Here is a 23,479-nt window from a genome sequence, read left to right on the forward strand (position 1 = left end):
ATCACTATTGGTTGGAAATAGTGTTCATTACTATCCTTTATTTTCCCATTATTTTATTAGGGAAAAGTGCTTTTAGCTGGCTTTTCCCTGTTATGTAAATAATGTACGCTAGGATTTTGGTTATTCGTGCCGAGCTTTACGTGCTAAATAGTTTCCTAAACTTTGGACAATTTGAATGACGATAACTAAAATGACCACGCAAATATAGGTCACGGTGGTATCAAAGCGTTGATAACCGTATGATACTGCCAAATCGCCAATACCACCGGCACCGATAGCGCCCGCCATGGCGGTGGCACCAATTAAACCGATTGTGGCAGTCGTTAGGGTTAAAATTAAGGAGCTGAACGCTTCGGGTAAAATAAAATACCAAATAACTTGTACCGGTGTTGCGCCCATAGATTGCGCCGCTTCAATAATCCCACTGTCGACTTCCAGCAGTGAATTTTCAACCAGCCTTGAAATATAAGGCGCCACGTAGCATGTTAAAGGCACAATGGCCGCCGTTGTACCAATTGAGCTACCGACAATCAATTTCGTTAACGGAACAATGGCGACTAATAGAATAATAAAAGGCAGTGAGCGCACCAGATTAATGATTGGATTAATAATGCGATAAACCCGACTATTTTCCAACAGCCCGCCCGGACGAGTTGTCACTAAACAGATGCCAAGGGATATGCCAATTAGCGATCCCAATAATAATGCAAAAAACACCATATAAAAGGTATCGTAAGTGGCTTGAATAAACTGATCGACGGTCACTGATGTTGAGAAATTAGTTTTCAGGTAATCACATATGTTGGTTAATATTTCCATTTAGTTTATCTCCCAATGTTTAATTTCAGTGACTTGTACGCCGTTTTCACGTAAGTAATGCACTGATTGTTCGATGTTTGTTTCACTGCCTTTTAGTTGTACAAACATGCTGCCTAATACCGTTTTTTCAATTTCAGACATATGGGCAAACAGGATATTGACGACAACTTTTTGTTGTAATATCAATGAGTTCATGACCGGCTCAGAAGCAGATCGCCCTAAAAATTCCAGTTTGAATAGTTTGATATTCTCTTTTTTGCCTTCTATCTCTAACAGATTTTCAACGACCCCTGTTGGGATTTGATCGTTAATGACCGAACTGACAAAGTTGCGGGTCGTTTGATGTTTAGGGTGCCCAAACACATCAAGCACATTACCATGTTCAATGATCTGGCCTTTTTCCATCACCGCCACTTTATTGCAAATTTGTTCAATAACATGCATTTCATGGGTAATTAAAACAACGGTTATTTTATACTTTTCGTTGATCTGTTTGATGATGTTTAAAATAGCTTGAGTGGTTTGCGGATCGAGCGCAGAAGTGGCTTCATCACAAAGTAAAATAGTCGGGTCGTTGGCTAAAGCTCTGGCAATACCGATGCGCTGTTTTTGCCCGCCGGATAGCTCTTTGGGATAGCTATTGGCTTTATCACTTAATCCAACAAATTCCAGCAGTTCATGGACTTTTTGTTTGATTGTTTGCTTATTTTTTTTATTTAAGATAAGTGGAATCGCTACGTTGTCATACACGGTTTTTGATTCAAGTAAATTGAAGTGTTGGAAGATCATGCCGATTTTTCGTCTGACTTGACGTAATTCACTGTTAGATAATTGATTTAACAGTTGGTTTTCAATAATAACTTCACCTTGAGTGGGTTTTTCAAGAAAATTGATCAATCGCACTAAGGTGCTTTTACCGGCGCCGCTATAACCGATGATGCCGTAAATATCGCCTTTATCGATAGTTAAATTGATATTGTTTAATGCTTGAGTGGTGATGCCGTTGCGCTCATATTGCTTAGAGACGTTTTCAAATCTTATCATTATTTCGTTCCTATCGATTCTGTGCTAATTGTATAAGTGCTTGCTGCGCCAATTGGGATAAATAGTTGGCTGCGGGCATTATCATGTCTTGATTTATTTGGAATTTTGGATGATGAAGCGAATAAGAACTTTGTGAACCAAGATTGATAAATGCACCCGGCAAATGATGTAAATAGTGGGCAAAATCTTCACCGCCAAGTTGTGGTTTAAAATCAATAATATCATAACCAACTTGTTTGGCAACTTTTTGAGCAAATTCAACCCATTCGGCCACATTGATAATGGAAGGCGGGCCGTCAAACCACCTTAATTCGGCTTTACCGCCCATGGCAATGGCGATATTTTCAATAATAGTCGCCAACTGTTGTTTTACTTTGGCACGAATTTCAGGGGTTAATGTTCTGACAGTACCTTCCATTTCAACTTTTTCAGGTATGACATTCCAAGTATTTCCGCCTTGAAATTTGGTAATGCTGACAATGACCGCATCTAATCCACTGACCGTACGGCTGGAAATAGTCTGTATTGCACTAATAATTTGTGCGCCAATGACAATCGGGTCAACGCCCGATTCAGGCCTTGCCGCATGCGCACCGACGCCGGTTACGGTGATTTCGATTCGATCAACATTAGCGGAAAATGCGCCGGCTCGTGATGCCATTTGATTAATCGTTAAGTTGGGATTATTGTGCAGACCTAAGATAGCATCCACCCCATTTAGGGCGCCAATGTCGATAAATTGCAAGGCGCCGGTGAAGTTCTCTTCTGCCGGTTGAAACAGTAAGCGAACAGTGCCTTTTAAGTGTTTTTCTTGCTGTTTTAATAAATAAGCTGCGCCCATTAAAATGGTGGCATGCACATCGTGTCCACAGGCATGCATGACATCGGGTGTTTTAGAGCGGTAGGCGCAATTGGTTTGCTCATTAATCGGTAACGCATCAATATCTGCCCGCAGTGCAAGCACCGGCGAGCCGGTGCCAATTTCGGCAATAACGCCGGTTTTAGCGCCTAATTCTAAGATGCGGATGTGTGCTTTTTCCAAATAAGCGCGTAGTGTTTTTGTTGTTTCAAACTCTTGATTGGATAATTCAGGATGTTGATGCAACGTGGTAAAAAGCTCTCTAAGCGTATCTGCAAGTGACGAATTCATGTTATACCCAACGCTAATTAATTATTGATAGTTTTTACAGTAACATAGCTTAATTTGTCACCCTAATAATCGTTTTTTATATCTTATTCCTAAAAGTTATAAGTTAGAAGAACATGGAATAACTGAATAGTTTTTTCTATGTTAGAGTGTGTTTATGTTTTTAGACTGTTGAGGGTTGTTCAAATGAAAGCGGGATTTATCAAACAAACATTTATTAAGCGTGCAGCCGTGGTCGCTTTATTTAGTACAATATTTTTAATCAGTGCATGTGATAACTCATCGGGAAAAGCCGATAATCAAACGAAAAAAGAGATCAGTATGGGCGTCTCACCCGGTCCTTATAATGACCTTTTTAAAGATGCCGTCAAACCGATCCTTGAATCTGAAGGATATAAAGTAAAATTGGTTAACTTTCCGCATTTGTTAGAGTCAGATGTTGCCTTAAGTGAAGGAAGTATCGATCTAACTGTGGCACAACACACCGCCTATATGAATGTGTTTAATGCACAGCGTAAAGCGAATTTAAAACCTGTTGTGCATGTTCCTTCTGTGCCGGCGGCGATATTCTCTAATAAATATACTTCGTTAAATCAGGTTTTTGCCGGCGCTAAAGTGGCTATACCACAAGATGCATCAAATGCCGCCCGCTCTTATAATTTGCTTGAAAAAGCCGGTTGGATAAAGTTGAAACCGAACAGTAATCCGATTATTGTCAGTAAAAATGATGTGGCGGAAAATATTGCCGGTATTGAAATTATTGAAATGGATTCGGCGAATATTCCTAGGGTGCTTAATGAAATCGATTTTGCGGTTATACCCGGCAGTATTGTCTATTCAGCCAATATTGATTCAAAAACCGCATTATTATCAGAAACCATTATTCCGGATTTAGAAATCATGGTTGTGGTAAATGGCGGTAATGAAAATAGCCAGTGGGCTCAAGATGTGAAGCGTATTTATCAATCGCAACAATTTAAAGATTATATGAAAACCCATAATCAAAACGGTTATTGGGTAATGCCACAAGAATAGTCAAGTTAAAGCCCGTTGCATTACGGGCGTTTTAATATCTTGGCATCAGCTTATCAACGGTTAACGCCCACGCATCGATCCCACCACTTAGATTGTAAAGGTGTTGAGTTTCAAAACCATTCTCAGCTAAATAGTTGGCAACATTCAGGCTTCTTACACCATGATGACAATAGATCACAATATCAATTTCATCGGGGATTTGATCAAGATAAAGTGGAATTAAATTCATCGGAATATGAGTTGCCCCCGCAATTGCGCAGATCGCAACTTCGTTAGGCTCGCGTACATCAAGTAAAAATAACGGAGTTTTCTGATTTAGTTTTTCAGAAAGCTCGGTAGCTGTTAGTGTGTTTATATTATTCATTATGTCAAACTCATTATAATTCTTGTCAAGAAGTTTCAGAAAATACCTATGTTTAAGTATAAAACACAATAGCTTCTGTTACTGCACCAATAATACTATCTTTCTATTTTAATTCAGCTAAAAGCCCTGTCTGTGTTTGTCTTAATTATTGGGTTAAATTCATTTTAATTCTTGTCAAGAACTTTCAGAAAATACCCATGTTTAAGTAAAAACACAATAGCTTTTGTGACTGCACCAATAATACTATCTTTTTATTTTAATTCAGCTAAAAGCCCTGTCGGTGTTGGGCTTTTGTCTTAATTATTGGGTTAAATTCCTTTTAATTCTTGTCAAGAAGTTTCAGAAAATACCCATGTTTAAGTAAAAAAAGTAATAACGCTTATGTTACTGTACCAATAATACTTATCTTTCTATTTTAATTTAGCTAAAAGCCCTGTCGGTGTTGGGCTTTTGTCTTAATTATTGGGTTAAATTCCTTTTAATTCTTGTCAAGAAGTTTCAGAAAATACCCATGTTTAAGTAAAAACACAATAGCTTTTATTACTGTACCAATAATACTTATCTTTCTATTTTAATTCAGTTAAAAGCCCTGTCGGTGTTGGGCTTTGCCTTAATTATTGGGGTAAATCCATTATAATTCTTGTCAAGAAGTTTCAGAAAACACCCATGTTTAAGTAAAAACACAATAGCTTTTGTGACTGCACCAATAATACTATCTTTCTATTTTAATTCAGCTAAAAGCCCTGTCAGTGTTAGGCTTTTGTCTAAATTATTGGGTTAAATTCAATTTAATTCTTGTCAAGAACTTTCAGAAAATACCTGTGTTTAAGTAAAAATACAATAGCTTCTGTTATTGCATCAGTAATACTTATCTTTCTATTTTAATTCAGTTAAAAGCCCTGTCGGTGTTGGGCTTTGCCTTAATTATTGGGGTAAATCCATTATAATTCTTGTCAAGAAGTTTCAGAAAATACCTATGTTTTAGTATAAAACCCTGGTTTTACACGCCATGATCTCATCATGCTAAATCATTAACATGATGAGATAGGGGGGATTATGCCGCTAGCGCTTTGCTGATTTTCTCAAATAAATCTTTTGATAGATTGTCCAGTTTTAGCAATGATTCCAGTGCTTTGCGCATTTGTTGTTGGCGTTGTTGGTCATAACGTTTCAATCTGATTAATGGATCGATTAGTCTTGCTGCAACTTGTGGATTTTTTTGATTTAGTTCTGTCAAAATTTCAACTAAAAATTGATAACCACTACCGTCAGTCGCATGGAATGCAACCGGATTATTATTCACAAAAGCACCGATGAGTGAACGAATCCGGTTTGGATTGCTGAGCGTGAACGAGCGATGGGTAAGCAGTTTTTTAACCGTTGACAGGACATGTTTGTCCGGACTGGTTGCGTTTAACGATAACCATTTATCCATAACCAAACCATCTTGGTGCCATTTATTGTCAAAATCGGCTAAAAGTTCTTGCCGGCAATCAAGCTGCGCTTTGACCGCAGTCGATAGTGCGGCAATTGAATCGGTCATATTATTAGCCTGATAATATTGTTGGCTAACTAACTGATTGACTTGTGCGCGCTCATTTGAATAAGCGAGTAGCATCAAACAGGCATTTTTTAAAGATCGTTTAGCGATATCGTTATGCTCTATTCGATAATTGTCGAGTTTATTATGGCGGTAAACGGCTGTTAATTCGTCATATAACGCATTGCCAAAACGAGTCAATAAAAACTGGCGGACTTGGTAAATGGCAATTGGGTCAACGATGTTAAACAGATTTGCCAATTCGTTTTCTGAAGGTAGTGTAATGATTTGAGCAATTAACGCCGGATCGGTTGATTCAGACAAGAGCGTCGCTCTGAAAGCATCAACGACAGCATCCGGTAGGGTTAGCGCTCTATTTTGTTGGTAATTTTCAACATTGGTTTGTACATATTTATTTAACAATATTTGTGCTGCATCATAACGACTAAATGCATTGGTAGCATGTTGCATCAAGAAAATTAAGTCATTATCTTGATAATCATAGTGCATTTTAACCGGTGCGGAAAAATCTCGGAGTAGTGAAATAATCGGTTTTTGCTCGATATTATCAAAAACAAACTGTTGTTTGGCTTCGGTTAAATTTAATACATGATTAATCGCTTGCTGATTATGTGTCAGGGCAATTGTTTCGCCATTATGTTGATACAACTCGATATCAACCGGAATATGCAGCGGGCTTTTTTGTGCTTGATCTTGCGTCGCTGGGGTTGTTTGCTCAATGGTTAAGGTGTACTGTTTGGCGTTTGCATCATAACTATCGGTTATGGTTAATTGCGGTGTGCCCGATTGGCTGTACCATAATTTAAATTGCGTTAAGTCAATACCCGAAGCATCTTGCATTGCGGCGACAAAATCGTCACAAGTCGCTGCGCTGCCGTCATGACGCTTGAAATAGAGTTTCATTCCGGCTTGAAATTTCTCTTCACCTAATAGGGTGTGCATCATGCGAATAACTTCAGCCCCTTTTTCATAGACGGTGACGGTGTAGAAATTGTTCATTTCAATCACTTGATCCGGACGAATAGGGTGCGACATTGGGCTGGCATCTTCGGCAAATTGTACTGTACGCAGTAGTTTGACATCGGCAATACGCTTAACCGCTCTTGATCCTTGATCGGCAGTAAACTCTTGATCTCTAAATACGGTTAAGCCTTCTTTTAAACTTAGTTGGAACCAATCCCGACAAGTGACCCGATTGCCTGTCCAGTTATGAAAATATTCATGACCAATGACCGATTCAATGCCGATATAATCATCGTCAGTGGCGGTTTGTGGTTTGGCCAATACATATTTAGAATTGAAGATATTGAGTCCTTTGTTTTCCATTGCGCCCATGTTGAAAAAATCAACCGCCACAATCATGAAAATATCTAAATCGTATTCTAAGTCAAATCGGGTTTCATCCCAGCGCATGGCATTTTTTAAACTGGTCATTGCCCAGTGCGAACGGTCTAAATTACCTTTATCAACGTAAATTTCAAGCTCGACTTTACGATTTGATCGAGTGATAAACTCATCTTTTAAAATATCAAAATCTCCGGCAACTAAGGCAAATAAGTAAGCTGGTTTTGGAAACGGATCTTGCCATTGTACCCAATGACGTCCGTCAGCAAGTTCACCTTGAGCAATGCGATTACCATTGGAAAGCAGATAAGGATACTGTTGTTTATTGGCTGTGATTCGAGTTGAAAAACGGGCTAAGACATCTGGTCGGTCCAGATAATAAGTGATGTGGCGAAAGCCTTCGGCTTCACACTGTGTACATAGCGCTTCGCCGGAAACATATAATCCTTCCAGTGCGGTATTATCAATCGGTTTAATTTCATTAACAATTGTTAAGGTAAATTCATCTGAAGGAACATGATGAATAATGATGCCACTATCGGTGATTTGATAATCTGTCCAAGGTTGTTCATCAATATTTATAGAGACTAATTTTAAATCTTCGCCATCTAACACCAAATCTTTTGCTTGTGCATTTTTTTGGATAACCCGGCTACGAGCGGTTACAGTTGTAATGTCGGCTGACAGATTAAAATCAAGATCGATGTCAGTAATGGTAAAATCCGGCGCCTTATAATCCAGACGATATTTTGCCGTTGGTTGGGTATGGGGTTTGTTTGTACTCATTATTATTAACCTTATTAATCAAACACAATTAATCTTCAATTTAGTTTACTAGTATAGCCTAATAAAAATAATCTTATTAGATAATTGATCTATCTCTTCACTATTATTCTGCTATAATCTTTGCAATTTTATAAATGTACTGATAATAGATTCACATGTTACCAGCTATAATTACATCAATACTTGATACTGATGCTTATAAATTGCATATGCAACAAGCTGTTTTTCATCACTATCCGAATGCGACTGTGGTTGCTGAATTTCGATGCCGTAGTGATGATTTATTAGGCCACTATGCAGATCAAATAAAGCATCAAGTTAAATTAATGGAATCATTAACTCTCACTGATGATGAGTTTAACTATTTGTCCAACATCTCTTTTTTTCAAGCTGACTATTTGAATTGGTTAAAAAATTGGCGATTTAATAGCGATTTATTAACTATTCGCAATGAAAATGGCCGGTTAGTTATCCGAATTGAAGGCAAATGGTTAGATGTGATCTTATGGGAAGTGCCACTGCTGGCGGTTATCAGCGAAATTGTCCATCATGATCGTTCGCCTCATATCGGCGTAGCTGAGGCAATAGATCGATTGAAAGACAAACTGGAAATATTTAACCAGCAAACGGCAAATATTGATATGTCCGGGTTTAATTTAATGGACTTTGGTACACGTCGTCGCTATTCATTTGCCGTGCAAGAAGCCGTTATCGGTTATTTAAAAGACCATTTTGATAATTTTCATAGTACCAGTAATTATTTATTGGCTTATCGTTTAGGGCTGACGCCGGTGGGTACGCAAGCGCATGAATGGTTTCAAGCGCATCAGCGTTTAAGTCCGTCTTTACCAGATTGTCAAAAAACTGCGCTACAGGTGTGGCTAGATGAGTATCCTAATGATTTAGGGGTGGCTTTAACCGATTGTATTACCATGGATGCGTTTTTGCGGGATTTTGATTGGCATTTTGCCTCTCGCTATCAAGGACTGCGCCATGATTCGGGTGATCCGATTCAATGGGGTGAAAAGGCGATCAGCCATTACCAGCAGCTGGGTATCGATCCTAAAAGTAAGTTATTAGTCTTTTCTGACAGCCTCAATTTTGATAAAGCGCTGAAAATTTACCAGCATTTTAATCAGCGAGTAAAATTGGCCTTTGGCATCGGCGGTCATCTGGCATGTGATATTCCCTCGACAGTGGTAAATACGAAAGCCTTAAATATTGTTATAAAATTGACTGAGTGTAATCGTCAGTCAGTCGCTAAATTATCGGACAGTCCCGGTAAAACCATATCGCAAGACCAAGCTTTTATCGATGAATTAAAGCGTACTTTTAGGGTTAAGCATTGACAATTAACGTTATGTTAATGTCAAAAAAATCAGTAATTACGTTTTTTGCATATCAACTTATTTGGGTGCTTACTTAATCAAGTTGCGAAACATCATTTAGCAAAAACACGATTACTTAAATTATGATGAATAGATAAATTAATATAGAGATGGATAATTAAAATGAATTCAGTTGCACCTATTGTTGACGTGCTTCAAGGCAAAATTGCTGTTGGGAGCACTATTTCTGTACAAGGTTGGGTAAGAACCCGACGTGATTCTAAAGCCGGCATTTCATTTTTAGCTGTTTATGACGGGTCATGCTTTGATTCTATCCAAGCTGTTATTGAAAAAGATCTGGCAAATTATGAACAAGATATTTTACGCCTAACTGCTGGCTGTTCAGTCAAAGTCACCGGTAAAGTGGTTGAATCACCGGGGCAAGGTCAAAAATATGAACTGCAAGCTACGCAAGTTGAAGTTTATGGTTTTGTTGACGATCCGGAAACTTACCCAATGGCGGCAAAACGTCACTCCATTGAGTATTTACGTGAAGTTGCCCATTTACGAGCCAGAACAAATATTGTTGGTGCGATTACTCGTGTACGTCATACTTTAGCGCAAGCTATCCACCAGTTCTTTGATGAGCGAGGCTTTTTTTGGCTTTCAACTCCGATTATTACCGCATCGGATACCGAGGGGGCTGGCGAAATGTTTCGTGTGTCCACGCTCGATATGTTAAATCTGCCAAAAACGGATAGCGGTAAAGTTGATTTTGATAAAGACTTTTTTGGTAAAGAAGCATTTTTAACCGTATCGGGGCAATTAAATGCTGAAACTTATGCTTGTGCATTGTCAAAAGTGTATACCTTTGGTCCAACTTTTAGAGCTGAAAACTCCAACACAACCCGCCATTTAGCTGAGTTTTGGATGATGGAGCCGGAAGTCGCCTTTGCTGATCTTGATGATAACGCTAAACTTGCTGAAGATATGCTTAAGTATGTATTTAAAGCGGTGCTTGAAAAACGCGCTGATGACATGCAGTTTTTTGCTCAGCATATCGATAAAGAGGCAATTAATCGTCTTGAAAGCTTTATTAATGCCGATTTTGCTCAAGTTGATTACACTGATGCAATTACCATTTTACAAAACTGTGGGGCGAAATTTGAAAACCCGGTGAGTTGGGGTATCGATTTAGCGTCGGAGCATGAGCGTTATTTAGCTGAACAGCATTTTAAAGCGCCGGTAGTGGTAAAAAACTATCCGAAAGATATCAAAGCGTTTTATATGCGCATGAATGATGACGGCAAAACGGTGGCCGCAATGGATGTGTTAGCGCCCGGTATCGGTGAAATCATTGGCGGTTCACAACGTGAAGAGCGTTTAGACATGTTAGATAAACGTATGGATGAAATGGGGCTGAAAAAAGAAGATTATTGGTGGTATCGTGACTTGCGTCGTTATGGCACTGTACCTCATTCTGGTTTTGGTCTTGGTTTTGAGCGACTGATTGTTTATGTAACCGGGGTACAAAATGTAAGGGATGTGATCCCATTCCCGAGAACACCACGTAATGCGCATTTTTAACGTAAAAATAAACCGGCAAAATTGCCGGTTTATTTAATCTAACTTATTGTAGTGTAATTTGATTTTTGTAAAATTTGTAAAAATAGTTGAAAAAGTAATCAAACGGTCGATATTTTAGACTTAGACACTGCATTTAACGAAAAGTTCACTTGATTTTAAAAAAAATTTATACATAATTTACAGTACTTGAATAAAGTACATAAAAATAATAATCGAATTATTATTTTTGGATGAATTATTGTAATGAAATTGACACTAAACTTATGGGACGTGTCTTTTTAGAAAATAACCATGAGGGTAAGAAATGAAACGTAATCTATTAGCAATCGCTATTCCCGCGCTTTTAGTAGCAGCTAGCGCAAATGCATCTATCGAAGTTTGGAACAAAGACGGTAATAAAGTTGATTTTTATGGTCGAGTAAAAGCAGCTAACAACATTACTGATCGCGGACAAGTTGGTGAAGGTGATGATACTTCAGCTCGTTTAGGTATGTCTGGCCAAACTCAAATCACTGACAGCCTTACTGGTTATGGCCGTTGGGAATACGAAGCTAAAGCAGGTAAAGATTCACATAACGAAGTTCGTTATGCATTTGCTGGTTTAAACTTCGGTGATTTAGGTTCATTCGACTATGGTCGTAATGACGGTGTAGTTAAAGCAATCACTGCTTACACTGACGTATTACCACAATTTGGTGGTGACGCAGCTAACAACGACTGGAATGTGTTATCTGCACGTACTAAAGCCGTTGCTACATACCGTAACAACAACTTCTTCGGTTTATCTGACGACTTCAGCTTTGCTCTTCAATATGCAGACAATGGTGATAACTCAAATACAAAAGACGCTATCCATAGTGGATCAAGAGAAGCTTACGGTGCTAACGCTCAATGGCGTATTTTTGACACTGGTCTAACTGCTGGTGCAGCTTATGCTCAATCATCTTCAAGCTACTACCGTCATAATACTTGGGCTGCTGGTCTTAAATATGAAAACTACGATTTATATTTAGGTGCTAACTACTTCCAAAGCAAGTTAAAAAATCGTGTAGATTATCGTGATGGAACTGAAGATCTTAAAGTTAAAGGTTTTGAATTAGTTGCTCAATATGGTTTCGACTTAGAAGTGGGTCGTTTAACTCCATCTTTAGCTTATGTTTATCATAAAGTAAGCGGTGATCATTTACGTTTCCACGATAATTCACATAGCTCACCTTTAGTTAAATATGTATCTTTAGGTGCAACTTATGATCTTAACAAAAACTTCAGCGCAATTGTTGAATACAAATTCAACTTACTTGATCGTAAAGACGTTGGTGCAGCTGAAAACACTAAAGTACAACGTGGTAAACATGAAAACAAACCAGGTACTAAAGATGTGTTAGGTGTTGGTTTAATTTACCAATTCTAATTGCTTAAGACTTAATTCTTAAAACTTAATAAAAAGGGCACTTCGGTGCCTTTTTTTTCGCCTTCTATTAATCTTTTCAAACAAAAACACATTTTATGCTTAAAAAATTTGATATTTAAGATTAAAATAAACGTAAATTCGCAGAATTAATCTAATTATCATTGTTAAATAGATAGTGTGTACAATAAAATCTATATACTACATATTAAGAATAGATATCACAGTAATAATATAATTGCTATTAGCTAGCAGTTATTTATTAAATCGAGAGCAAAGTAATTTGCATCTTCAATAATAAAATACCTAAGAGGGTAACAAAATGAAACGTAATCTATTAGCAATCGCTATTCCTGCGCTTTTAATTGCAGGTACTGCTGGCGCTTCTATCGAAGTGTGGAATAAAGACGGTAATAAAGTTGACTTTTATGGTCGAGTTTATGCCTTAAACTATATTACTGATCGTAACAACCAAACAGGCGAAGGCGACAAAACTACTGCACGTCTAGGTATGTCTGGTCAAACTCAAATTACTGACAGTTTAAGTGGTTATGGCCGTTGGGAATACGAAGCAAAAACAGGTGCTGATGCAGATAACGAAACTCGTTATGCTTACGCCGGTTTAAACTTTGGTGACCTTGGTTCATTCGATTATGGTCGTAATGACGGTGTGTTAAAAACCTTAACTTCTTATACTGACGTTTTACCTGAGTTTGGTGGTGATGCTTCTGATAACAATCTTTATGCATTAACTGCACGTACTAAAGCGGTTGCAACTTACCGTAACTCTGACTTCTTCGGTCTAGTAGACGGTCTTCGTTTTGCTGTTCAGTATGCGGATAATGGTGATAATAGTTCAACTGGTCGTTTCAATAAACACGATCGTAATGGCCACAATAGTGCAGAAGCATGGGGTGCCGTGGTTGATTGGGATGTGTTAGAAACTGGTTTATCAGTTGGTGCCGGTTATGCACAAACTGGTGGTCATAAAGATGCTAAAGCTTGGTCTGCTGGTGTTAAATATGCCAATGATAACCTTTACTTAGCTGCATTATATATTCAAGGCAAACAAAAATATGGTTGGGATAATGGATCAGCGTCAACTAATGCTGATGATTTAAAAACCAAAGGTTATGAATTTGTTGCACAATATGGTATCGACTTCGAAGTGGGTCGTTTAACACCATCTGTTGCTTATATTCAACACAAAGTAAGCGATGCATCTCGTTATTCAAGCGATGCTGGTCTTAAAGGTAATGACTTAGCAAAATATGTTGATGTTGGTTTAACTTATGACTTCAACAAAAACTTACAAGCTCTTATCGATTATAAAATCAACTTGTTAGATAAAGATGATATCGGTGCTCGTCGTGCTTTATATAATGACAGCACATTTAGCAAATCACAAATCAAAGCTACAACAAAAGATACTGTAGCACTTGGTTTAATTTACCAATTCTAATTGATTGCAATTTGCTATCAAATAAAAGGCACTTCGGTGCCTTTTTTATTGGGTTTATTTTAATCAAATATTTCTTGCACTTTCGTCGATACTCTGTTAAAAATTGCAAAGATAATAATAGATTAGGATAAAATCAATGCGCTTAACCACCCGTATATTACCTGCCAAAAAGAGTATCGCTTTAGTCGCTCACGACCACTTAAAAGATTCACTGCTTGAATGGTGCAAGAAAAATTATCATGAACTGACTCATCACCATTTATGTGGCACCGGCACTACCGGTACTTTAATTAAAAAAGAGACGGGACTTGAAATTACCCCTATGTTAAGTGGACCAATGGGCGGGGATCAACAAATAGGCGCTTTAATTGCAGAAGGTAAAATCGACATTCTTATCTTTTTTTGGGATCCACTTAATGCTGTTCCGCATGACCCCGATGTTAAGGCGTTGCTTCGCCTGTCAACCGTCTGGAATATACCGGTGGCGACTAATCAAGCAACAGCTAACGCTTTAATACAATCATCTATTTTTGCTCAAGAGGTCGAAATAGAGATCCCGGACTATCAAGGTTATTTAGCGCAAAGAGTCAAATAGATGCCAATTCCTTCGCAAATCCGTAAAACCGGTCGAAAAATATTATTATTTGATAATTTATTTATCGTATTAGGATTTTATGTCGTTTTTCCGCTAGTTTCGACTCATTTTGTCAGTCAAGTAGGCTGGAGTGCATTATTTGTCGGTTTTGCTTTAGGATTTCGGCAATTTGTACAACAAGGCTTTGGTATTATTGGCGGTGCCATAGCCGATAGATTTGGCGCTAAGCCAATGATCGTCACCGGTATGTTTTTGCGCTCCATTGGTTTTATCTCTATGGCAGTTGCCAACGAACCATGGTTATTACTGCTATCGTGCTTGCTCTCGGCACTTGGCGGTTTATTGTTTGATCCGCCACGTATGGGATTAACCATTAAATTTACTCGACCGCATGAGCGTGGCAAGTTTATCTCTTTGCTAATGATACAAGATAATGCTGGTGCGGTGATAGGTGCCTTAATAGGCGGTTTGCTGATCGATTATGATTTTCATCTGGTCTGTTGGTGCGGCGCATTTATCTTTTTCTTATGTGGCATTTTTAATGTTATCTATTTGCCGGCCTACCATATCGCAATTGGTAAAGCGCCCATTATCAATGGGATGAAAATGGTTGTCAAAGATCGCAAATTTACCCGTTATGTGTTGACCTTGACCGGTTATTATGTGCTTTGGGTGCAGATCATGTTGATGTTGCCTTTAACTATAACCAATGTGTCGGGCAGTCCTGGTTATGTCAAATGGATGTATGCCATTCAAGCTTGCATATCATTAGTGTTACTTTATCCATTGGCGCGATTAAGTGAGCGCTATTTTCGATTAGATCAAAGACTTAAATTTGGTCTGTTTCTGATGACTTTTGCCTTTATTATCATTGGCTTTACGCATCATTTATCTATCTTATTGTCTCTTATTGCACTGTTTTATTTAGGGGCAATTATTGCTGAACCTGCGAGAGAAACACTATCAACAGTATTAACCAATCCGAAAGCAAAAGGAAGCTATATGGGATTTAGTCGATTAGGCTTAGCTTTAGGCGGATTTATTGGCTATACCGGTGCCGGCTGGTTATATGATGTTGCGCAGGCGATAGGTTTCCCGCATCTTCCATGGATAGTCCTAACCTTTGTCGGCTTGCTGACTTTGGGTTATTTACAATATCTATTTAAAGATGAACAACCTATGGTACGTATTAAGACCAGGAAGATTGGATAATCTCACCATTTTTAAATAACATCGCATCGCCGGTATTTAATTTATGCCATGTTTCATTCGAAGTTAATGGCAAAGTCGAAATAATAGTGACCACATCATTAGGTGTGGTATGTTTTTGAAAATCAATTTCCACATCTTCGTCAATCAATTTTGCTTTACCAAATGGTGCTCGGCGAGTGATCCAATGTAAATTGGTTGAACAATAAGCAAAAACATATTGTCCGTCAGACAGTAACATATTAAATATCCCTAGCTTATTTAACTCATCAGCGCACTGTCTAATGTCATTAAAAAGTTTGATATCATCAGTCGGTTTTTCCGGATATTTTTTAAGTAATTGATTGATCAAATAGCAAAAAGCATACTCGCTATCGGTCATGCCTACCGGTTCAAAAATCCCCCTGTCTAAGCTTTCATAATCGGTTAATTGACCATTGTGAGCAAATGTCCAATTTTTCCCCCATAATTGTCGAGTAAAAGGGTGGGTGTTTTCTAATGCCACTCCACCCCGATTCGCTTGACGGATATGGGCGATAACTGCGGTGGATTTGATTGGGTAGTTTTGTACCATTTTAGCGATAGGCGAATAGCTACATGGCTCCGGATCTTTAAATGTCCGGCAGCCTTTTCCTTCATAAAAAGTGATGCCCCAACCATCTTTGTGGGGCCCTTTATCGCCGCCACGTTTGATTAAACTGGTAAAGCTAAAACAGATATCGGTTGGTACATTGGCACTCATACCCAATAGTTCGCACATTTTAAGCCATCTCTTTTTCAATTAGCATTATAAGAATATGGATAACTTTGATATGGATTTCTTGTACTCGATCGGCATAGCCAAAGTGTGGTACACGAATATCGACATCAGCCAGTCCATTCATTTTTCCACCATCTTTACCGGTTAAGGTGATAATCTTCATGCCTTTTTGTTTTGCCGCTTCGATGGCTTTTAGTACATTTGTTGAATTGCCGGAAGTTGAAATACCTAACAGCACATCGCCCTTTTGTCCAACACCTTCAACGTAACGAGAAAAGATATAATCGAAACCAAAATCGTTACCTACGCACGATATATGGCTAACATCAGATATGGCAATGGCCGGGTAGGCAGGGCGGTTATCACGATAACGGCCGGTTAATTCTTCAGCAAAGTGCATTGCATCACAATGAGAACCACCATTTCCGCACGATAAAACTTTTCCGCCTTGTTTAAAACTATCAGCAATTAAAATAGCGGCTTGCTGAATTTGTTCAAGATTTTTATTATCCGAAACAAAATTGGCTAACACGTCAATAGCTTGGTTTAACTCATCACGAATATTATCAATGTACATTAATATAACCTCATAAATAGAAATTCTGTTTAGTATTGTAAATCGTTCAAAATAGCTTGCAAGTGATAAAAAATAAAATGTCTATCCTTGTCAAGAACTTTCAGAAACAACCTACGTTTAAGCATAATTTTTCTGAGAAAAATCCTAGAGTTAAACAGCTGTTATTTTTGCCTTACTCTTTTTCCAAAAATAAAATGATTTGATTGGTTAAATGTTATCGATCAATTTTCAAAAAATTATTTATTAAAACGTTGTTGTAGCGTTATATCCTAATAGGACAAGCCTTTAAATTGTGATAAAATAGCAAGATTATTTTCGCTTACCGTAATAGTTAAATAAGTGGTAATTAGATAATTGTGAGTTAAATAGCATTTAAAATTAATCTATAAGGAATTGATATGCAAACAGTAAAAGGTAAAGTTGCGGCTCCCAAAGCTAAAGTAGCTATAATCGTCGCTCGTTTTAATCATTTTATTAATGACAGTTTAGTTAATGGCGCTGTTGATGCATTGACCCGTATCGGGCAAGTTGATGATAAAAATATTACTGTAATTTGGGTTCCGGGCGCTTATGAAATTCCACTTGCTGCTAAAGCCGCAGCACAATCAAAAAAATATGATGCTATTGTTGCTTTAGGCACAGTGATTCGTGGTAGTACTGCGCATTTTGATTTTGTTGCCGGTGAGTCAAGTTCTGGCTTATTAAGTGCCAGTTTAGATTTTTCAATTCCGGTAGGGTTTGGTATTTTAACAACTGAAAGTATAGAACAAGCTATTGAACGTGCAGGCACTAAAGCCGGTAATAAAGGCGCTGAAGCTGCTTTAACTGCACTGGAAATGCTAAATATTATTAAAGCAATTAAGGAGTAATTTAGTGGCGTTAGTGAATCCTCGTCGCCGTGCAAGAGAGTGTGCCGTTCAAGCAATTTACTCTTGGCAAATTTCACGCAATGATCTTGCTGATGTTGAAGCAAGTTTTATGGCTGAGCAAGATATGAAAGGTGTTGATGCCAAATATTTTAGAGAGTTACTTAGTGGTGTGGCTAAAAACACCGCTGAACTCGATGAAAAAATGTCACCTTATTTGACCGAACGTAGTGTTGATGAGTTAGGGCAAGTCGAGTTAGCCATTTTAAGAATTGCACTTTATGAATTAATGAAACGTCATGATGTGCCATATAAAGTTGTGATTAATGAAGCTATTGATCTAACCAAAACGTTTGGCGCTCAAGAGAGCCATAAATTTATTAATGGTGTTTTAGATAAAATTGCACCCACTATACGTACTCGCTAACTGAACAATATTGAGACAAATATGAACGATAATACTGAAAAAAATAAACCCACTGTTTACTATGCTAAAAAACAAGAGAATCCAAAACACTCTTTTGCGACTAAAGAGAAATCGAAAAATAGCCGAAATAAGCATAGGGAAGATTCTTTTCAGTCTAATTCAAGAAGCAAACGTGATTTTAATGATCGCATTGAAACATTTCGACCTAATGTTAGTGGCAGAAAACCAGATAACAAAGCTCGATCCGATCAATCTCAATATGATTTAAATGATTCACCATGGCAAAAGAAAGTTCGTAATAATGAGCAGACTCCGACTTTTGGGTTTGATGAGTATCGTCAACGTAAAGAAGAGTCTTTAGTCTATAGTGAAAACAGTTGTAAAGCGGTGTTTAAACATCGTCGTTTAGCGATAGTCAAACTGTTCATTACTCAAGAGATGACTTATCAATTTAAAGATTTAATTAATTGGTTAGTCAAGCAGCGTTTGGGCTATGATGTTGTATCATCTGAGCAAATCACTAAAATTACCCAGACTCCTCATCACGGTGGTGTGTGCTTAATTGTAAAAAAACGTGTTCCACTTAGTTTAATTGACTATTTAGCTAAACAAAGTGATAAAACTCAAGATTGCCTTTTGGCTATTGATGATGTGAATAATCCTCATAACTTAGGTGGCTTGATTCGTAGTGCGGCTTTTTTTGATGTAAATGGTGTAATGTTACGTCAAACCAATTTACTCGATAGTGGTGCAGCTATGCGGGTTGCCGAAGGGGGTATTGAAGCGGTTGAATCAATCAAAAGTGATGATTTTATTGCTTCGTTAGATCTATTAAAACAACATGGCTATCAAGTTGTTGCGCTATTACCGTGTCAGGTTAAATCAATGGCATCAACTGAGCTACATAAAGCACATTTTAATCAAAAAGTTGCTTTGGTCATTTTCCAGCAAATTAATTTAAAATTAGTTAATTGTGCTGATGTAGTTGTTCATCTTAAAGGAAATGATAATATGCCTGCACTCAATATTTCAGTTGCTACAGGGATTGTATTATCACATCTGCAAAATCAGTAGTGTTTATGTTGCAGATGAGTTGGATTAGCTTTTTTGTCATTTAATATTTCTAAATAGCATCATTTGAATAGAAAATGGTTATTTTTTCTGTACATTGGTAGCTAGTTATTCTGTTCTGGTAATCATTATGGTGTTGAAACATAAAGTTGGTTTAATTTTTGGTAAGTTCTATCCTTTACATTGTGGTCATATCTATCTGATTGAAAAAGCGATGAGTCAAGTTGATGAATTGCATATTATCCTTGGCTGCGAGGCTGAACGTGATAAACTCCTTTTTCAAAAAAGCCAATTACCAAAACAACCGCAAGTCTACGATCGCTTTTCTTGGTTACAAGAAACCTTCAAAGATCGTCACAATATTCATGTACATATTTTAGATGAAGCCGGTATTGAATATTATCCCAATGGTTGGCAAGATTGGAGCGATCGTGTTAAACATATTTTAGCTGAGCACAAAATTGAACCTACCGTCGTGTTTACCAGTGAGCCGCAAGATGCTAAAAATCATGAACACTATTTTGGCTGTCCGGTTGTGATTGTCGATGCCGATCGTGATTTTGTTAATATTAGTGCGACAAAAATTCGTGAAAATCCTTATAAAAATTGGAATTTCATTGCAAAAGCGGCTAAACCTTTTTTCGTTAAAAAAGTCGCTATTATCGGACAAGGTAAATTTAACGATTTACCCCTTCAGCTTGCCAATATATACAATACTCAATATGTTTCTAATGGCTATATTAATTACATTCAACGCGAAATAACCACACCGCAACATCAGCGTTATTTAAGTGAAAATGATTATATGCGAATAGCTATGCTTCATGTTGAACGTGTGGCGAAAGCGGTCGAAACTGCCAATAAACTGGTCTTTACCTCGATTGATTTTGATAGTTTAGCGAAAAACTACTATCAGATTTTCAATAAACAAAGTGATGCGTTAAGAGATTTAAAAATCAATTGTCCTTTTGATTTAGTCATACATGAGTCAGATTTACCCGCAAATAGCTCACCTTTAGAGCATTTTGAAACGGTGACGAAAATGGTTGAGTCATTATTGATTTAGTTCATCACATTTATTAATGCTTATGCTAAAATACCCTAAATCTTTACGATAGGTGTATTTTTATGTCTCAATCTTCTGATAAACAAGATAATAATAATCAAGAGAAAATCGATTTCGGTTATACCCAAGTTTTAAAACAAGATAAAGTCAAACGTGTAGCAGAAGTTTTTCATTCGGTTGCAGATAAATATGATGTAATGAATGATTTGATGTCATTTGGGATTCATCGTATCTGGAAAAAAAACACCATTGAGTATAGCAGTGTCCGTAAAGGTCAAAAAGTTCTCGATCTCGCTGGTGGAACCGGTGACTTAACCGCTAAATTTGCCCAGTTAGTCGGTGATGATGGCTTAGTTGTGCTTGCCGATATCAATGAATCGATGTTAAAAGTTGGTCGTGATAAGTTACGTGATAAAGGCTTATTTAAAAACATTGAATATGTGCAAGCAAATGCTGAACAATTGCCGTTTGCCGATAACTATTTTGATTGTATTACTATTTCTTTTGGTTTACGAAATGTTACCGATAAAGAGAAAGCCTTGCGTTCGATGTGGCGAGTTCTAAAGCCGGGCGGACGATTATTAATTCTTGAGTTTTCCAAACCTCAATATCAAATCTTAAATAAAGCGTATGATTTGTATTCTTTTACCATGCTGCCATTAATGGGCAAGTTGGTGGCAAATGATTCAGAAAGTTATCGCTATTTAGCTGAATCAATTAGAATGCATCCGGATCAAAAAACGTTGAAAAAGATGATGGAAGATGCCGGATTTGTTGATGTGAAATATCACAATATGACCGGTGGCATTGTCGCTTTACATATTGGCTTCAAATTTTAATACGATAAAACATCATGACATTTTTTCGACTTTATAAAATACTGGCAATTTTTCGGGCTTATCGATTAGATGAGTTGTTGCCCGCTCATCAGTCATCCAAATGGCTGCGATTTTTATTGATCTGCTTATTTTGGGTCAGACCGAAAGCGAAACATCAACCAATTGGCGAACGCTTACGTCAAGCCCTTCACGAACTTGGTCCAGTTTGGATAAAGTTCGGGCAGATGATCTCGACAAGGCGTGACATATTACCTAAGCATATTGCCGATGCGCTGGCTAAGTTGCAAGATCAAGTCCCACCTTTTGACGGGAAGATAGCGAAACAACTCATTGAGTCTGCTCTTGGTAAGCCGATTGATACCTATTTTTCCGATTTTGATGAAATTCCATTAGCTTCAGCGTCCATTGCGCAGGTACATACTGCGACATTAAAAAGTAGTCAAGCTGAAATAGTGATTAAGGTGTTGCGACCGAATATTCTGCCCGTGATTCAATCCGATATTCGATTGATGTATTGGGTGGCAAGACAGCTAACTAAACGCATCAAATTTGGTGAAAGGTTGCGTGCGGTTGAAATTGTTAATAATTATGAAGTAACGTTACTTAAAGAGCTCGATTTACAGCAAGAAGCTTATAATACTATTCGCCTGCGTGAAAACTTTATTAATAGCGATATTCTTTATATTCCTTACATCTATCAAGAGTTATCTCGTAAAACGATTTTAGTTGAACAGCGAGTTAGAGGCGTTGCGATTGCCAATATTGATGAGCTAAAACGCAATAACGTTAATATGAAATTACTCGCCGAGCGTGGTGTTCAAGCCTTTTTTACACAAGTATTTCGGGATAATTTTTTCCATGCAGATATGCACCCGGGCAATATATTTGTTGATATCACCGATCCGCAAAACCCTCGCTATATTGGTATTGATTGTGCCATTGTTGGCATTCTAACTGAAGAAGATCAGCGCTATTTAGCTGAAAATTTTCTGGCCTTTTTTAATCGTGATTATCGTAAGATTGCTGAAACTTATATCGCATCGGGCTGGGTACCGGAGACAACCGATCCCGCTGCGCTTGAAATGGCGATGCGCAATGTGTGCGAACCGGCTTTTGCAAAACCACTGGTGGAGATTTCGTTCTCACAAATATTATTGGATTTATTTCAAGTTGCCCGTCAGTTTGAAATGGACATTCAGCCGCAATTAACGTTGCTGGAAAAAACGTTATTTTATATCGAAGGATTAGGTCGTCAGTTATATCCTGAATTGGATTTGTGGCAAACAGCCAAACCTTTTTTAGAAAAATGGTATGAAGATAAATACAGTGCCAAAAAGATCTTACAACAAGCCTGGGCTTCACTGCCGGAATGGCGGGCAATTTTACCCAATTTACCGGCAAAATTGAATGATCAATCACGAATCACAAAGCAGATTAATCAACAATTAGTCAGCATCAATCAACAATTACAACGCAATAAGAAAAGCCAACGTTATTTATATTGTATCATTGCTGTTGTGAGTACTTTATGTGTTGCATTATTGATACTTCGCTAATATGGTCACTTTAGAATCTTATTATTTAAGTGTATAATTTATTTATTTAACCCCTTTGGAGATAGTCATTATTATGCTAAGTATGCCCAAACTCCTTATAATTATTGCCGTTATTGTATTATTGTTTGGAACGAAAAAACTACGCTCTTTAGGATCAGATCTTGGCGCATCGATTAAAGGTTTTAAAAAAGCCATGAATGATGATGACGAACAAGATAGCAAAAAAGAGGCAAGTGACAGTTCAGCAAAAGTTGAAGATCTGACTTCAACTGATGATGACAATAATAAAAAAGAGTAACTTATGTTTGACATAAGCTTTGGTCAATTATTATTAGTGCTCATTATTGGACTGGTTGTGCTTGGGCCTGAGCGCTTACCTGTGGCGATTAAAACCGTCGCTGGTTGGATTAAAGTTATGCGCCGCATGTCTGCAACCGTGCAATTAGAGTTAAGCAAAGAGCTGAAACTACAAGAGTTACAAGACAGCTTAAAAAAAGCTGAACAAAGAGGTTTAAAAACCCTTACCCCTGAAATTCAAGAATCAATTGATGAATTAAAACGGGTGACCGAATCATTACAAAAAGAGATTGATTCGGCTACCCATATAGATATTGAACACTCAGACAAA

20 protein-coding genes and 2 pseudogenes are annotated in these 23,479 nt (G+C 37.7%); 15 read left to right on the forward strand and 7 right to left on the reverse strand.

Going from position 1 to position 23,479, the window contains the following annotated elements; translation table 11 throughout:
• Window positions 1–120: 120 nt before the first annotated feature.
• Genes GYM74_RS02915 through GYM74_RS02925 form a run of 3 tightly spaced genes read right to left on the reverse strand, consistent with a single transcriptional unit; the run spans window position 121 to window position 3,013 of the window.
• Window positions 121–819, reverse strand: coding sequence for a methionine ABC transporter permease (locus GYM74_RS02915; protein WP_220219001.1), 699 nt, complete (start codon window positions 817–819; stop codon window positions 121–123).
• Complete coding sequence (locus tag GYM74_RS02920; protein ID WP_220219002.1) at window positions 820–1,863, reverse strand: methionine ABC transporter ATP-binding protein; 1,044 nt, start codon at window positions 1,861–1,863, stop codon at window positions 820–822.
• Window positions 1,864–1,873: 10 nt separating this feature from the next.
• On the reverse strand, window positions 1,874–3,013 hold the full coding sequence (locus tag GYM74_RS02925) for an amidohydrolase (RefSeq protein ID WP_220219003.1): 1,140 nt from the start codon (window positions 3,011–3,013) through the stop codon (window positions 1,874–1,876).
• Window positions 3,014–3,196: 183 nt separating this feature from the next.
• Between GYM74_RS02925 and GYM74_RS02930 the strand changes: the two genes are divergently transcribed.
• Window positions 3,197–4,045, forward strand: a complete 849-nt coding sequence (locus tag GYM74_RS02930) for a MetQ/NlpA family ABC transporter substrate-binding protein (RefSeq protein WP_220219004.1) — start codon at window positions 3,197–3,199, stop codon at window positions 4,043–4,045.
• Between the two features lie 31 nt (window positions 4,046–4,076).
• Here GYM74_RS02930 and GYM74_RS02935 read toward each other — a convergent pair whose 3' ends face one another.
• Together GYM74_RS02935 and pepN are read right to left on the reverse strand one after the other, a co-directional pair.
• Window positions 4,077–4,409: a rhodanese-like domain-containing protein gene (locus GYM74_RS02935; protein WP_220219005.1), complete on the reverse strand. Its 333-nt coding sequence runs from the start codon at window positions 4,407–4,409 to the stop codon at window positions 4,077–4,079.
• A 1,054-nt stretch (window positions 4,410–5,463) separates the two neighbouring features.
• Window positions 5,464–8,100, reverse strand: coding sequence for an aminopeptidase N (pepN, locus tag GYM74_RS02940; protein ID WP_220219006.1), 2,637 nt, complete (start codon window positions 8,098–8,100; stop codon window positions 5,464–5,466).
• A 155-nt stretch (window positions 8,101–8,255) separates the two neighbouring features.
• Between pepN and pncB the strand changes: the two genes are divergently transcribed.
• From pncB to mdtH, 6 genes are all read left to right on the forward strand, one after another.
• Window positions 8,256–9,449: a nicotinate phosphoribosyltransferase gene (pncB, locus tag GYM74_RS02945; protein ID WP_220219007.1), complete on the forward strand. Its 1,194-nt coding sequence runs from the start codon at window positions 8,256–8,258 to the stop codon at window positions 9,447–9,449.
• 162 nt (window positions 9,450–9,611) lie between these two features.
• Complete coding sequence (gene asnS, locus GYM74_RS02950; RefSeq protein WP_220219008.1) at window positions 9,612–11,015, forward strand: asparagine--tRNA ligase; 1,404 nt, start codon at window positions 9,612–9,614, stop codon at window positions 11,013–11,015.
• Window positions 11,016–11,319: 304 nt separating this feature from the next.
• A complete protein-coding gene (locus GYM74_RS02955; protein WP_220219009.1) occupies window positions 11,320–12,426 on the forward strand; it encodes a porin in 1,107 nt (368 codons plus the stop codon).
• A 319-nt stretch (window positions 12,427–12,745) separates the two neighbouring features.
• Entirely contained in the window at window positions 12,746–13,885 is a 1,140-nt protein-coding gene (locus GYM74_RS02960; RefSeq protein ID WP_220219010.1) for a porin, read from the forward strand.
• 136 nt (window positions 13,886–14,021) lie between these two features.
• Window positions 14,022–14,480 (forward strand): methylglyoxal synthase, encoded by a 459-nt coding sequence (locus GYM74_RS02965; RefSeq protein WP_220219011.1) that lies wholly within the window; start codon window positions 14,022–14,024, stop codon window positions 14,478–14,480.
• Window positions 14,481–15,692, forward strand: a complete 1,212-nt coding sequence (gene mdtH, locus GYM74_RS02970; protein WP_220219012.1) for a multidrug efflux MFS transporter MdtH — start codon at window positions 14,481–14,483, stop codon at window positions 15,690–15,692.
• Here the strand turns inward: mdtH and GYM74_RS02975 are convergent.
• Window positions 15,670–16,449 carry a class II glutamine amidotransferase gene (locus GYM74_RS02975; RefSeq protein ID WP_220219013.1) on the reverse strand — a complete coding sequence of 260 codons (780 nt, stop codon included), beginning with the start codon at window positions 16,447–16,449 and terminating at the stop codon, window positions 15,670–15,672. The genes mdtH and GYM74_RS02975 overlap by 23 nt on opposite strands.
• A gap of 1 nt (window position 16,450) precedes the next feature.
• Window positions 16,451–17,026, reverse strand: coding sequence for a D-sedoheptulose 7-phosphate isomerase (gene lpcA, locus GYM74_RS02980; RefSeq protein WP_220219014.1), 576 nt, complete (start codon window positions 17,024–17,026; stop codon window positions 16,451–16,453).
• 398 nt (window positions 17,027–17,424) lie between these two features.
• Between lpcA and ribE the strand changes: the two genes are divergently transcribed.
• The 8 genes and pseudogenes from ribE to tatB form a co-directional block, all read left to right on the forward strand.
• Window positions 17,425–17,895, forward strand: a complete 471-nt coding sequence (ribE, locus tag GYM74_RS02985; protein WP_294832750.1) for a 6,7-dimethyl-8-ribityllumazine synthase — start codon at window positions 17,425–17,427, stop codon at window positions 17,893–17,895.
• Between the two features lie 13 nt (window positions 17,896–17,908).
• The gene (nusB, locus tag GYM74_RS02990) at window positions 17,909–18,319 is read left to right on the forward strand and encodes a transcription antitermination factor NusB (RefSeq protein ID WP_366518656.1); all 411 of its coding nucleotides are present in this window, start codon (window positions 17,909–17,911) and stop codon (window positions 18,317–18,319) included.
• Between the two features lie 21 nt (window positions 18,320–18,340).
• Window positions 18,341–19,393: a TrmH family RNA methyltransferase gene (locus GYM74_RS02995; RefSeq protein ID WP_220219016.1), complete on the forward strand. Its 1,053-nt coding sequence runs from the start codon at window positions 18,341–18,343 to the stop codon at window positions 19,391–19,393.
• A 127-nt stretch (window positions 19,394–19,520) separates the two neighbouring features.
• A complete protein-coding gene (gene nadR, locus GYM74_RS03000) occupies window positions 19,521–20,456 on the forward strand; it encodes a multifunctional transcriptional regulator/nicotinamide-nucleotide adenylyltransferase/ribosylnicotinamide kinase NadR (RefSeq protein WP_220219017.1) in 936 nt (311 codons plus the stop codon).
• A gap of 62 nt (window positions 20,457–20,518) precedes the next feature.
• Window positions 20,519–21,295 carry a bifunctional demethylmenaquinone methyltransferase/2-methoxy-6-polyprenyl-1,4-benzoquinol methylase UbiE gene (gene ubiE / locus GYM74_RS03005; protein ID WP_220219018.1) on the forward strand — a complete coding sequence of 259 codons (777 nt, stop codon included), beginning with the start codon at window positions 20,519–20,521 and terminating at the stop codon, window positions 21,293–21,295.
• Between the two features lie 14 nt (window positions 21,296–21,309).
• Window positions 21,310–22,821 (forward strand): annotated as a pseudogene (ubiB, locus tag GYM74_RS03010) (ubiquinone biosynthesis regulatory protein kinase UbiB); the annotation flags it as partial.
• 103 nt (window positions 22,822–22,924) lie between these two features.
• Window positions 22,925–23,149, forward strand: a complete 225-nt coding sequence (gene tatA, locus GYM74_RS03015; protein ID WP_370634036.1) for a twin-arginine translocase TatA/TatE family subunit — start codon at window positions 22,925–22,927, stop codon at window positions 23,147–23,149.
• Between the two features lie 3 nt (window positions 23,150–23,152).
• A pseudogene (tatB, locus tag GYM74_RS03020) lies at window positions 23,153–23,473 on the forward strand (Sec-independent protein translocase protein TatB); the annotation flags it as partial.
• Between the last annotated feature and the right edge of the window lie 6 nt (window positions 23,474–23,479).

It is taken from the genome of Gilliamella sp. ESL0405 (assembly GCF_019469205.1).
Classification (GTDB): Bacteria; Pseudomonadota; Gammaproteobacteria; order Enterobacterales; family Orbaceae; genus Gilliamella.

Bases quoted from the DNA above. Each gene is read 5' to 3' on its own strand.
- GYM74_RS02915 (WP_220219001.1), bottom strand. From the start codon at position 819: ATGGAAATATTAACCAACATATGTGATTACCTGAAAACTAATTTCTCA.
- GYM74_RS02920 (WP_220219002.1), bottom strand. From the start codon at position 1,863: ATGATAAGATTTGAAAACGTCTCTAAGCAATATGAGCGCAACGGCATC.
- GYM74_RS02925 (WP_220219003.1), bottom strand. From the start codon at position 3,013: ATGAATTCGTCACTTGCAGATACGCTTAGAGAGCTTTTTACCACGTTG.
- GYM74_RS02930 (WP_220219004.1), top strand. From the start codon at position 3,197: ATGAAAGCGGGATTTATCAAACAAACATTTATTAAGCGTGCAGCCGTG.
- GYM74_RS02935 (WP_220219005.1), bottom strand. From the start codon at position 4,409: ATGAATAATATAAACACACTAACAGCTACCGAGCTTTCTGAAAAACTA.
- pepN (WP_220219006.1), bottom strand. From the start codon at position 8,100: ATGAGTACAAACAAACCCCATACCCAACCAACGGCAAAATATCGTCTG.
- pncB (WP_220219007.1), top strand. From the start codon at position 8,256: ATGTTACCAGCTATAATTACATCAATACTTGATACTGATGCTTATAAA.
- asnS (WP_220219008.1), top strand. From the start codon at position 9,612: ATGAATTCAGTTGCACCTATTGTTGACGTGCTTCAAGGCAAAATTGCT.
- GYM74_RS02955 (WP_220219009.1), top strand. From the start codon at position 11,320: ATGAAACGTAATCTATTAGCAATCGCTATTCCCGCGCTTTTAGTAGCA.
- GYM74_RS02960 (WP_220219010.1), top strand. From the start codon at position 12,746: ATGAAACGTAATCTATTAGCAATCGCTATTCCTGCGCTTTTAATTGCA.
- GYM74_RS02965 (WP_220219011.1), top strand. From the start codon at position 14,022: ATGCGCTTAACCACCCGTATATTACCTGCCAAAAAGAGTATCGCTTTA.
- mdtH (WP_220219012.1), top strand. From the start codon at position 14,481: ATGCCAATTCCTTCGCAAATCCGTAAAACCGGTCGAAAAATATTATTA.
- GYM74_RS02975 (WP_220219013.1), bottom strand. From the start codon at position 16,449: ATGTGCGAACTATTGGGTATGAGTGCCAATGTACCAACCGATATCTGT.
- lpcA (WP_220219014.1), bottom strand. From the start codon at position 17,026: ATGTACATTGATAATATTCGTGATGAGTTAAACCAAGCTATTGACGTG.
- ribE (WP_294832750.1), top strand. From the start codon at position 17,425: ATGCAAACAGTAAAAGGTAAAGTTGCGGCTCCCAAAGCTAAAGTAGCT.
- GYM74_RS02995 (WP_220219016.1), top strand. From the start codon at position 18,341: ATGAACGATAATACTGAAAAAAATAAACCCACTGTTTACTATGCTAAA.
- nadR (WP_220219017.1), top strand. From the start codon at position 19,521: ATGGTGTTGAAACATAAAGTTGGTTTAATTTTTGGTAAGTTCTATCCT.
- ubiE (WP_220219018.1), top strand. From the start codon at position 20,519: ATGTCTCAATCTTCTGATAAACAAGATAATAATAATCAAGAGAAAATC.
- tatA (WP_370634036.1), top strand. From the start codon at position 22,925: ATGCTAAGTATGCCCAAACTCCTTATAATTATTGCCGTTATTGTATTA.